The 12,703-nt window shown below is 42.6% G+C and carries 9 protein-coding genes; 6 read left to right on the top strand and 3 right to left on the bottom strand.

The features are described from left to right. The 6 genes from LJE09_RS10910 to ade all read left to right on the top strand — a co-directional run bounded on the left by LJE09_RS10910 (position 1) and on the right by ade (position 7,849). A complete protein-coding gene (locus tag LJE09_RS10910; protein WP_055057234.1) occupies positions 1–1,677 on the top strand; it encodes a B12-binding domain-containing radical SAM protein in 1,677 nt (558 codons plus the stop codon). A gap of 139 nt (positions 1,678–1,816) precedes the next feature. Next, complete coding sequence (locus LJE09_RS10905) at positions 1,817–2,413, top strand: AIR synthase-related protein (RefSeq protein WP_022380388.1); 597 nt, start codon at positions 1,817–1,819, stop codon at positions 2,411–2,413. 70 nt (positions 2,414–2,483) lie between these two features. Beyond that, positions 2,484–2,984: a tRNA (cytidine(34)-2'-O)-methyltransferase gene (locus LJE09_RS10900; RefSeq protein ID WP_008705660.1), complete on the top strand. Its 501-nt coding sequence runs from the start codon at positions 2,484–2,486 to the stop codon at positions 2,982–2,984. A 27-nt stretch (positions 2,985–3,011) separates the two neighbouring features. Beyond that, on the top strand, positions 3,012–3,581 hold the full coding sequence (locus LJE09_RS10895; protein WP_022380387.1) for a TetR/AcrR family transcriptional regulator: 570 nt from the start codon (positions 3,012–3,014) through the stop codon (positions 3,579–3,581). Positions 3,582–3,868: 287 nt separating this feature from the next. Beyond that, positions 3,869–5,845 carry an oleate hydratase gene (locus LJE09_RS10890; protein ID WP_182434432.1) on the top strand — a complete coding sequence of 659 codons (1,977 nt, stop codon included), beginning with the start codon at positions 3,869–3,871 and terminating at the stop codon, positions 5,843–5,845. Between the two features lie 279 nt (positions 5,846–6,124). Beyond that, positions 6,125–7,849, top strand: coding sequence for an adenine deaminase (gene ade, locus LJE09_RS10885; protein WP_119243241.1), 1,725 nt, complete (start codon positions 6,125–6,127; stop codon positions 7,847–7,849). Between the two features lie 185 nt (positions 7,850–8,034). On the opposite strand, the gene LJE09_RS10880 is transcribed toward ade, so the two are convergent. The 3 genes from LJE09_RS10880 to LJE09_RS10870 are packed head-to-tail and all read right to left on the bottom strand — an operon-like array spanning position 8,035 to position 12,538. After that, complete coding sequence (locus LJE09_RS10880; RefSeq protein WP_118566110.1) at positions 8,035–9,447, bottom strand: sensor histidine kinase; 1,413 nt, start codon at positions 9,445–9,447, stop codon at positions 8,035–8,037. Then, on the bottom strand, positions 9,444–10,145 hold the full coding sequence (locus LJE09_RS10875) for a response regulator transcription factor (protein ID WP_025579807.1): 702 nt from the start codon (positions 10,143–10,145) through the stop codon (positions 9,444–9,446). Before LJE09_RS10875 ends, LJE09_RS10880 begins: the two co-directional genes overlap by 4 nt. Before the next feature lie 11 nt (positions 10,146–10,156). Continuing rightward, a complete protein-coding gene (locus tag LJE09_RS10870; protein ID WP_173681060.1) occupies positions 10,157–12,538 on the bottom strand; it encodes an endonuclease MutS2 in 2,382 nt (793 codons plus the stop codon). Between the last annotated feature and the right edge of the window lie 165 nt (positions 12,539–12,703).

Below are 12,703 nucleotides of genomic sequence, written 5' to 3'. Positions count from 1 at the left end.
ATGAAGATTTTATTAGTGGCATGCAATGCAAAATATATTCATTCTAATCTTGCTGTTTATGATCTGCAGGCATATGCATCTGATTACGCAGATCATATTGTATTAAAGGAATATACCATCAACCAGCAGAAAGATGATATCATGCGTGATATTTATCTGGAGCATCCTGATGTGGTATGCGTGTCCTGTTATATCTGGAACCTTTCTTTTGTAAAAGAACTGATGGCAGATCTGATAAAGATTCTTCCGGGCGCCGACTTCTGGGCCGGCGGTCCGGAAGTTTCTTATGATGCGGAGAAATTCCTGACAGAAAACTCAGAATTTAAAGGTGTTATGGTCGGAGAAGGTGAAGAAACATTTAAAGAACTTGCCGGATATTATGTGGAAAAAAATCCGCAGAACCTGAAAGATATGACAGGAATCTGTTACAGAGACGGAGATCAGATCATACATAATGGATGGCGCCAGATCATGGACTTAAGCAGTATTCCGTTCATTTACAAAGATCTGTCTGAGTTTAAGAACAGGATCATTTATTATGAAAGCAGCAGAGGATGTCCTTTCTCCTGCAGTTACTGTCTTTCTTCCATTGATAAGAAACTGCGTTTCAGAGATACAGAGACAGTAAAGAAAGAGCTGCAGTTTTTTATAGACAATAAGGTTCCGCAGGTAAAGTTTGTAGACCGTACCTTTAACTGTAAACATGACCATGCAATGGCAATCTGGAAGTATATTAATGAACACGATAATGGTGTGACAAACTTCCATTTTGAGATTTCAGCAGATCTGTTAAGAGAAGAGGAACTGCAGGAAATGTCCACCATGCGCCCGGGTCTGATTCAGCTGGAGATCGGAGTACAGTCAACAAATCCGGACACGATTAAGGCAATTCACAGAACTATGGATTTTGAAAAATTGAAAGGAATTGTTGACAGAATCCATAGCTTTGGAAATATCCATCAGCATCTGGACCTGATTGCAGGACTTCCCTATGAAGATTACGACAGCTTCCGGCATTCCTTTAATGATGTTTATGCACTGAAACCACAGCAGCTTCAGCTGGGCTTTTTGAAGGTGTTAAAGGGTTCCCATATGATGGAGATGTGCAAGGAATATGGCATTGTATACAAAACACAGGAGCCTTATGAGGTACTTTCCACGAAGTGGCTGGATTATGACCATGTTTTGAAGCTGAAAACTGTGGAAAATATGGTGGAAGTGTATTATAATAGTGGACAATTCCAGAATACACTTGAATATCTGGAAAACTTTTTCCAGGATGCTTTCTCGATTTATGAGAGACTGGGCAGCTTTTACATGGAAAAGGGCTATGGTGATGTTTCTCACACAAGAATGAGAAGATATGAGATCCTGCTGGAATTTCTGGAGGATGTGCCGGAGATTTCCATGGATCAGGTAAAAGACCAGATGGTATATGATCTCTATCTGAGAGAAAACTTGAAAAGCCGTCCTGGCTTTGCCAGAGATCAGAAGCCTTTTGAGAGACAGGTATGGGACTTCAGAAAACGGGAAAAAGTGGCAAAGAATGCACATGTGGAAGTATTTGCAGATGGAACAGTGCTGCTGTTTAACTATGCAGACCGTGATCCGCTGACTAACAATGCTCATGTGACAGATGTGACGAAAGATGTGTTTGAGAACCTGAACAGAGATTAAAGAGGTGAAGAGAAATGGGAATGTTTAATCCAAAGAACCGTAAAGTGATCACAGCAATTATTGCAATCATTCTGGTACTGGCAATGGTAGTGCCGACAGTTCTGTCTCTGATCGTATAATAAATTTTCGGAGGAAAAGAATGAGACTGGGACAGGCGGCAATGGAGGCTCTGAGGGCAGAAATAACCGGATGCCTGAAACCGGGAGATGAACTGGTAGTGGCATGCCCGGTGGCTTTGAAAGGAACCTCTGTAATAGCAAAAAATAAAAAGGACAAACTGGCAGAGAGATTCTCTGCCGGTTTTATTCAGAATTGCGTTTCACTTTGGGATGCTTATGGAGCCGGCAGTATTGTCTGGAAAATTGCGCAGGAGGCAGATGCCAGCGCATTATATGCTATGGGCGAGGGCGGTTTTTTAAGTGCGCTCTGGAAGATGGCAGAAGCTTCAGAAGTAGGACTGGAAGCAGACTTCCGTAAGGTACCGATTCGTCAGGAGACCATAGAAGTGTGCGAGATTTTTGACCTGAATCCATATAAGCTTCAGGCAGATGGAGCAGTATTGATTGGAATCCGCGGAGGTGAAGCACTGGTACAGAGACTTCGCAATGAGGGATTTATGGCAGAGGTCATCGGTCAGACAAACAGTGGCAATGACCGACTTCTCTACAGTGGCGGCAGTGCCCGATATCTGGAACGCCCGGCAGAGGATGAACTGCAGCAACTTCTCAAAGAGTAACTGCAGGAAACTTAAGAGACAATTTTCTAAGAAAAGACAGACGATTAATAACAAGAGGAATAAAAACAAAATGGCAAAATTAAATATTGTACTTCACGAGCCGGAGATTCCTGCAAACACAGGAAATATCGGCCGTACCTGTGTGGCAACAGGAACCAGGCTCCATCTTATCGAGCCTCTGGGATTTTCCTTAAGTGAGAAAGCCTTAAAGAGAGCAGGAATGGATTACTGGAAAGATCTGGATGTAACTACATATCTGGACTTTGAGGACTTTCTGGAGAAGAATCCCGGGGCAAAAATTTACTATGCAACAACAAAAGCACCTCAGACTTATACAGATGTTCATTATGAAGAAGACTGCTACATTATGTTTGGAAAAGAGAGCGCAGGAATCCCGGAGGACATTCTGGTCAATAATCAGGAAACCTGTGTAAGAATCCCTATGATCGGAGATATCCGTTCTCTGAACCTGAGCAATTCCGTAGCAATTGTTCTGTACGAGGCACTGCGCCAGAATAATTTTGACCACATGAATCTGGAAGGACACCTGAGAAACTACGACTGGAAATAATCACAGTAAGCAGACAGGAGGAGTTATATGCCAAATACCACAAAAGCAGCTCTGGAAGAATCCCTGAAACGGCTTCTTCTGAAGAAACCTCTGGACAAGATCACGATAACAGATATTACCACAGACTGTGGAATAAGCCGCATGGCTTTTTATTATCATTTCAAGGATATTTATGATCTGGTTGAATGGTCCTGTGTGGAAGATGGGACAAAAGCCCTTCAGGGCAAAAAGACTTCTGAGTCCTGGACAGAAGGGCTGACCCAGATATTTGAGGCAGTGCTGGAAAACAAACCGTTTATTATGAATGTTTACAGAAATGTGGACAGGGAGCGGATAGAAAATTATCTTTTTAAATTAACCTATGATCTGATCGTGGGTGTGGTGGAAGAAAAAAGCAAGGGTCTGAATATCACAGAAGAGGATAAGAAATTTATTGCAGACTTCTATAAATATGGTTTTGTGGGAATCATGCTTGAGTGGATCAGGGAAGGAATGAAAGAAAATATTGAAGATCTGGTAAGAATGATGGATCTGACGCTTCACGATACAGTGACTACATCCATTCATAACTTTCAGAAAAATAATATGGAAAAATAATCATATAAAAATTCTTTACAAAAGCCGCAGGGTGATAAAAAACTTATCATTCGGCGGCTTTTGTAAATTGTAGAATCATATTTTAACTGTTAATATACAGCCATAGCAACAAACAAATCATTCAGACGGATGAAATGCTTATGATATGGGAAACATACAGATAAGAATGTAAAAGTCATGAAGATGTCTTGACGGGAAATGGGTAAAGCAGAGAGAACGAAAAGCATTTAAAATCACAGAGCTGAAAGAACTTCTAAAGAAGAATTGAAGAAAGGTGGATGTGTATTATGAGTAAAAATAAAGGTTTAGGACTTGTATCCGCATTGGCAGTTGGAGCAGGCGTGGCAGCAGTGGCAGCAGGAAAGAAGTATAAAACAGCTGAGACAAAGAAAAAAGAAGATTATGACGCACTTCATAATACAAGTGAATATCGCAATACAGAACGTGGAAAATATGAGAAAAACAGTAAGGGAATTTATTATACAAACGGTAACTATGAAGCATTTGCACGTCCGAGAAAGCCGGAAGGCGTAGATGATAAACATGCTTATATCGTAGGAAGCGGACTGGCTTCTCTTGCAGCAGCCTGTTTCCTTGTACGTGACGGACAGATGCCCGGAAAGAATATCCACATTCTGGAAGCAATGGATATTGCAGGCGGTGCATGTGACGGTATTTTTGATCCGAGCCGCGGATATGTGATGCGTGGGGGACGTGAGATGGAAAACCATTTCGAGTGCTTATGGGATCTTTTCAGAAGTATTCCATCCATTGAAACACCTGGTGTATCTGTACTTGATGAATATTACTGGCTGAATAAGGAAGACCCCAACTATTCTCTCTGTCGTGCAACAAAAGAGAGAGGCAAGGATGCTCATACAGACGGTAAATTCAATCTGAGCCAGAAGGGCTGCATGGAGATCATGAAGCTGTTCATGACAAAGGATGAAGATCTTTATGACAAGACAATTGAAGATGTATTTGACGATGAAGTATTTGATTCCACATTCTGGTTATACTGGAGAACCATGTTCGCATTTGAGAACTGGCACAGTGCACTGGAAATGAAACTGTACTTCCAGAGATTTATCCATCACATTTCCGGACTTCCGGATTTCAGCGCCCTGAAATTTACTAAATACAATCAGTATGAATCCCTGATTCTTCCAATGCAGAAATATCTGGAAGAAGCAGGCGTTGAATTCCAGTTCAATACAGAGGTTACAAACGTACTCTTTGAGTTTGAAGGCAATAAGAAGATTGCAAAAGCAATCGAGTGTAAGGTGAATGGCGTAGAAAAGGGAATTGTTCTTACAGAAAACGACTTTGTATTTGTGACAAACGGAAGCTGTACAGAGGGAACCATCTATGGCGATCAGAATCATGCACCGAACGGAGATGCAGAAGTTCGTACAAGTGGATGCTGGAGTCTCTGGAAAAATATCGCAAAACAGGATCCGTCCTTCGGACATCCTGAGAAATTCTGTTCTGATATTGCTAAGACAAATTGGGAGTCAGCAACAGTGACTACTCTGGATGATAAGATCATTCCTTATATTACAGATATCTGCAAACGTGATCCGAGAACAGGCAAGGTTGTTACAGGCGGTATTGTAAGCTGTCAGGATTCCAGCTGGTTATTAAGCTGGACGATCAACAGACAGGGACAGTTCAAGGATCAGGACAAAGACAAGGTTTGTGTATGGGTATATGGTCTGTTTACAGATGTACCTGGTGATTATATCAAGAAGCCTATGAAGGAGTGTACAGGTAAGGAAATCACAGAAGAGTGGCTCTATCATCTTGGTGTTCCGGTTGACCAGATTGAAGACATGGCTGAGAACAGTGCAGTTTGTGTACCGACCATGATGCCTTATATTACAGCATTCTTTATGCCGAGAACAAAGGGTGACAGACCTGATGTTATTCCGGATGGCTGTGTAAACTTCGCATTCCTCGGACAGTTTGCCGATACACCAAGAGATACTGTATTTACTACTGAATATTCCGTAAGAACTGCTATGGAGGCTGTATATGGACTTCTTGGTGTTGACAGAGGTGTGCCGGAAGTATGGGGCAGTGTTTATGATATCAGAGAATTACTGGATAGCAGTGTGAAGCTGATGGATGGAAAATCTCCACTGGAGATCGAACTTCCGGGACCACTGGATATGCTGAAGAAACCGCTTTTGAAAGCTGTTAAGGGAACTGTGGTCGAGAAAGTACTCAGAGATCATGATGTGATCAAAGATTATATGATGTAAATATAGAGATGTAAGTGATATGAAAAGGCTGCAGGAGATATCCGGCAGCCTTTTTGTAAAGCCGTTAAAAGTTGATGGAAAGTTGCTTTGGTAAAGAAAAAACAGGTTGCAAATTAAAAAGACAGATGATAATATATAATGAAATATATAGAAAAAAATGATTGGGACAATAAAAAAGTCTGAAAAAACAAGTAAATATGATAATATATTGGAAGCTTTACTGTAATAATGAATGTGTGGCGCAGGAGGGCTTTCAAGGGTGTGAAGGGAGGTTTTTTTATGGAACTTGAGATGTATCGCAGGTATTCGCAGATGGCAAGAGGTATTGAGAAGGCTGAGCTGGTGTTTAAAAATGGGCGTGTGTTCAGCTCTGGTACAGGAGAATTTATTGATGGTGATGTGGCTGTTGCAGATGGAATTGTGATCGGAGTCGGTACATACGAAGGAGAGACAGAGATTGATCTGGAAGGAAAAGTAATCTGTCCGGGATTTATCGACAGTCATCTGCATCTGGAATCTACTCTGGTGACGCCGGGTGAGCTGGTCCGGCAGGCTGCACAGTGTGGAACTACAACATTTATTGTAGATCCTCATGAGTCTGCAAATGTATCCGGTACGGATGGAATTGATTATATCCTGGATCAGACAGAAGATGCACCGGCGAATGTATATGTGATGATGCCTTCCTGTGTTCCGGCGACTCATGTGGATGATAACGGGTGTATTCTTACAGCAGGAAAAATGAAAGGATATCTGGAACATCCGAGAATTCTGGGACTGGGTGAAGTAATGGATGCGCCTTCTGTGATTAACGGAAGTGTTGCCATGCATGAAAAGCTCCAGCTGTTTCAGGACAGAGTGAAGGATGGTCATGCACCGTTTCTGGCACCTGGGGATCTGGCTGCATATGTACTTGGCGGAATTGATACAGATCATGAGTGTGTGGATTATGAGTATGCAATGGCTGAGGCAAGAAATGGAATGCAGGTACTGATACGTGAGGGAAGTGCAGCGAGAAATCTGGATGCTATTGTGAAGGGGATTGTGGAACACCATACAGATACGTCAGGTTTCTGCTTTTGTACTGATGATAAGCATATTGAAGAAATCCGTAAAGAGGGGCATATCAATTATAATGTAAAGCGTGCAGTACAGCTTGGACTTCCTGTTGAGAAAGCACTGCAGATGGCAACGATCCAGCCTGCAAGATGTTATGGTTTATACAGACTTGGAATGATCGCACCCGGAAGACAGGCAGATTTTGTCATTCTGGATAATGTGGCAGATCTGAATGTTGTAGATGTATATCATTGTGGTAAGAAGATCATTAAAGATGAGAAAGCAGAATTGAAACCATGTCCTCCATATCTGAAAAATACAGTTCATGTATCAGGTTTCAGTGAGGAACGTCTGAAACTGAAACATCCGGGAACAAAGGCAAGAGTGATTCAGATGCTTGAGAAACAGATTGTGACAAGGGATGTTCTGGAAGAGGTTCCATGGATAGAATCGGATGGTGAGAAATATTTTGCTCCGGACGGGGAATATCAGAAGATTGCAGTAATAGAGCGTCATAAGAATACGGGCAAGATGGGAGTGGGCATTATAAAAGGCTATGGAATCCGCGGCGGAGCTATTGCTTCCAGTGTTTCTCATGATTCCCACAATATTATTGTAGTAGGAGATAATGATCGTGATATGGCTGTTGCTGTAAAAGAAATGATGCGGACGCAAGGTGGTTATACTCTGGTATGCAATGGAGAGATTTATGGAACCTTACCACTTCCTGTCATGGGACTGATGAGCGATGCCGGCTACGAGAGTGTAAACGAAGCACTTGCAAAAATGATTCCGAAGGCCCATGAGATGGGAGTGAAAGAAGGATTTGATCCGTTTATCACCTTGTCATTTATGGCACTTCCTGTGATTCCTGAAATCAGGATCACACCGAGAGGAATCTATCTCGTAAATGAAGACAGAATGCTGAGAACACCGTTTAGTTAAGGTGGGTGAAATGTCTTAAATGCATTATTTACGAGGATTGCCATAGAATAAAAAAAATACCGTAATAAAAGTAAATGATATATACTTTTGTTACGGTATTTTTTATAGCAGTCCTCTCAGACACGCTCCAGGTAAGAGGGTTGTTACAGGTATATTTAAGACAATATTTTTCAAGTGAAAGAAATTTATTTCGTTTTCTCCAGAGTAAAGATAAATTCGGTTCCCACACCTTCTGTACTGATCACATCAATATTCTGGTTATGTGCATTGATGATCTCTTTGACTATAGAAAGTCCAAGTCCGGTGCCTTTACGGTCTTTTCCGCGGGATGCATCAATTTTGTAGAAACGATCCCAGATTTTGCCCAGACTTTCTTTGGGAATGCCGGTTCCGTAATCTTTTACAGAAACGAAGACCTTACCGCTTTTTACAGTTGTTTCAATCTGAACAGAGGAATTATCATTGCTGAATTTAATGGCATTATCAAGAAGGTTGTAAAGAACCTGCTGAATTTGTTCCATATCAGCTCTGACATAAAGTTCATGTCCGGAGAGAAGCAGCTCCAGACGGATCTGGCGGCTGGTGCAGATGCCTTCAAATGTAGCTGCTGTGTTTTTGATGGTATCATTGATATCAAAACGCTGAATGTGCATCATCCGTTTTTTCATATCCAGTTCATTCAGAGTCAGAAGACTGCGGGTGAGTTTTTCAAGACGTTCAGATTCAAAAGCGATGATCTTCAGATACCGTTCCTGCATCTCATAGGGGATGGTACCGTCCAGTATGGCATTGACATATCCCTTGATGGAGGTAAGGGGAGAACGGAAATCATGAGAGACATTTGCAATGAATTTACGCTGATATTCTCCGTTTTTGTTCAGTTCATCGGACATATAATTCAGAGTTTTGGCAAGATATCCCATTTCATCATCAGAAGTAACGTCTATTTTATATGCAAGATTACCTCCTGCATATTCACTGGCACCTTTCATGATCCTGGCCAGGGGCTTACGTATGTAGTGGCTGTAAGCCCAGAGCAGAAGACTGGTGGCTGCATAGCACAGGAGAAAGATTACCTGCATGATAAAAAGAATACTGCTTCGGCTCTGATAAAGGTTTGTCATCGAATAATGGATTGCCACGTAACCTTTGGTTTCCATATCAGAGGTGATCGGGGCAATAACACTCAAATGATCTGTTTTAAAGAAACCATAAAACTTTCCAATCTGATAATAGTTGCTTCCCCATTTGGAAGCATCGAATTCTTCCAGTGGGATTGGATCCCGGACATCAATATTTTTCTGTGTACTTACAATGATTTCACCGTTACTGTTGATGATCCACAATACAGCATCCTGAAAATCGGAAATTGCACATAAGTGTTCCTGAAGAGTATCTACTGTACTGGAAGAGATATTGCCTTTAACTGCTTCGTTAGATGCAATATTGTGCGCTTCTGTATAGAGTGCGGCACTTAAAGAGTGTTCCAGATGCTTTTCCACCATATAAGAACCGCCGAGGGTTATGAGGAAAAATCCCAAAATTCCGATGAGAATATAAAATCTCAGGAATTTTGTGGAAAGATGATGCTGTTTCATGGATTTTTTACCTCAAATTTGTATCCGATTCCCCATACGGTGGCAATGGACCAGTGAGGATTGTCTTTGATCTTTTCACGAAGACGTTTGATATGAACGTCTACAGTACGGGTATCACCGATGTATTCGTAACCCCAGATATGATCCAGAAGCTGTTCACGGGTAAATACCTGGTTTGGTGATGCTGCAAGGAAATAGAGAAGTTCCAGTTCCTTTGGCGGCATATCAACCTGACGACCCATATATGTGACTGCATAGTTTGTCAGATTAACGGTCAGATCCGGGTAAGTAACACATTTTTCACTGGAAGAAGGCGCTGGCTGTTTAACCTGGAAACGGCGCAGGACAGCACGTACACGGGCAACCAGTTCCTTGGAATCAAAGGGTTTGATCATATAGTCATCTGCACCCAGTTCAAGTCCGAGAACCTTGTCAAAGGTTTCGCCTTTTGCTGAAAGCATAATGATGGGAACATCAGAGGTATGTCGGATTTCACGACATACCTGATAACCGTCAATTCCGGGAAGCATCAGATCCAGAATGATCAGATCCGGGCGGAAGGAGGCAAATTCCCTTAACGCTTCTTCTCCGTCATTTACGATTTTTGTCTCGAAGCATTCTTTGGTAAGATACAGGGCAATAAGCTCTGCGATATTGTTATCATCATCAACAATAAGGATTTTCTGTTTGGAAACCATGGCGGTCCCTCCTATTTCTTAAATTCTACAATAGTAACACCTGCATCTCCTTCGCCGAATTCTCCAAGGCGGAAGGATTCCACATGCTTCTGGCGCTTCAGATAATTGTGTACACCTTTTCTTAGAGCACCGGTTCCTTTACCATGAACAATACGGACAGATTTCAGATGAGCGATATAAGCATCATCCAGATATTTGTCAAGCTCTGCAACTGCTTCATCTACCGTTTTGCCAAGCAGGTTGATCTCTGTGGATACATGGGCTGCTTTTGACATGCGGATTTTACCTGCACCTGTACGCTGCATGGTTGGGGTGGTGATCTCTGCTTCATCGATCAGTTCCAGATCAGAGATGTGAACCTTGGAACGGATGATACCCATCTGCACGAAGAGGAAACCTTTGTTGTCCGGACGGCTGCTGACAGTACCTTTCAGATTCATGCTGAGAACCTTAACTGCATCGCCGAGGGAGATATCTTTGGCTGTGAGTTCCTTCTTCGGTTTCTTTGCAGCAGTTTTCTGAGTCATGCCTTTCTCTGCTTTATTCATATGTTTGCGCAGATTCTGGCGTTCTTTTTCCACAGCAGAGAGATCCACATGGTCTTTCTGGAATTTGTGGAACATCTTCATAGTCTGGTCTGCATATTCCTTGGCTTCGCGGAGAACTGCATGAGCTTCCTCATTGGCCTGACGGATGATGCGGTCTCGTTGCTCGTTCAACTTCTCCTGCTTGGATTCCATTTCGGATTTCAGAGAGGCAATTTCCTGTTTATACTGTTCAATCTCGCGGCGTTCATTTTCAATAGTTATACGGCTGCTTTCCAGGGAACTGAGAACATCTTCGAAAGATTCATCCTGTTCACTGATCTGTTCTTTGGCCTTATCGATGATATAGTCCGGAAGTCCAAGCTTGGAAGAAATGGCGAATGCATTACTTTTCCCGGGAACACCGATCAGCAGGCGGTAGGTCGGGTGGAGCGTTTCCACGTCAAATTCGCAGCAGGCATTTTCTACACCTGAGGTGGAGAGTGCATATACCTTCAGCTCACTGTAATGGGTGGTTGCCATAGTGCGGATTCCCTGTTCATGAAGATGGGAAAGGATCGCAATGGCAAGGGCAGCACCCTCTGTCGGATCTGTACCTGCACCAAGCTCATCGAAAAGGACAAGAGAGTGACGGTTGGCTTTTTTCAGGAAAGAAACCACGTTGGTCATATGTGAGGAGAATGTACTTAATGACTGTTCAATACTCTGTTCATCACCGATATCAGCATAAACTTCTTCAAACAGTGCAAGCTCTGAGCGGTCCAGTGTGGGAATATGAAGACCGGACTGGCCCATGAGAGTGAGAAGTCCGACAGTCTTTAAAGATACAGTTTTACCACCGGTGTTCGGACCGGTGATAACAAGCAAGTCGAAATCATCGCCGAGACGGATATCAATGGGAACAGCTTTCTTCTTATCAATGAGAGGGTGGCGTGCCTGTTTCAGACGGATGCGTCCTTCATCATTGAAGATTGGTTCTGTTGCATTCATATCCATGGCAAGGGATGCTCTGGCAAAAATGACGTCAAGCTGTACCATGATATTAAGATCTGCGCGGATAGAGTCGGTCTGTTCTGCAGTTTGCTGGCTCAGGGTGGAAAGGATCACTTCAATCTCTTTTTGTTCTTCCAGTTCCAGCTCGCGGATGTCATTATTTAGTTTTACGATTGCCATAGGTTCGATAAATAAAGTAGAACCTGTGGAGGACTGATCGTGTACCATACCCGGAACCTGTCCTTTGTATTCTGCCTTGACCGGAATGCAGTAGCGTCCGTTTCTCATGGTAATAACGGAATCCTGCAGATAATTGCGGGCACTTCCGTTTACAAGAGAGGAGAGCTGTGTATGGATTCTGTCTCCGGTAATCTTCATGTTTCTTCGAATCTGGCGGAGGTTGCTGCTTGCATCATCACTGATTTCATCTTCTGAGAGGATGCATCTGCGGATCTCTGTTGTAAGAGGAGTCAGTGGTTCCAGTGCCTCGAACATCCCGTCCAGAGAGTCCGGGAGAGAATCACCGCGCTCACTTCTGGAATAAGCTTTGACACGATTGGTGTTCTCAAGAAGGCTGCAGATGGCAAGAAGTTCACCAATCCCCAGAGAACTTCCGATTTCCAGACGTTTCAGAGAACCACGCACATCTTTGACGCTGCCAAAGGAAATATTTCCTTTCTGGAAAAGACGGGTAAGGGCATCTCTGGTCTGAGTCTGCATATGTCGGATTTCATCAATATCTGTGGATGGCTCCAGCTTCCGGCAGATTTCTTTTCCCATGGAAGAGGAAGCCTTGTCTGTCAGCATATTGATGATTTTATAATATTCAAGTGCTTTATATGCTTTCTGATTCATTGTCTGTTTAAATCTCCTGATAGATATCTTTATAATTTGCTGTCCCTGATATTATAGCATTTTTTGTTATGGAAATGTACTCCGGGATTATAGCAATTCTAAAAAAATAATTGTGTTACTGTTCACTCCGTTCACAGTAACGTAGCCAAAATTCATTCCAGATTG

Source organism: Blautia sp. DFI.3.45, assembly GCF_020593505.1.
Classification (GTDB): Bacteria; Bacillota; Clostridia; order Lachnospirales; family Lachnospiraceae; genus Blautia_A; species Blautia_A wexlerae.
The sequence above is the reverse complement of the archived record's forward strand: the minus strand, read 5'-3'. Positions and strand labels throughout refer to the sequence as shown.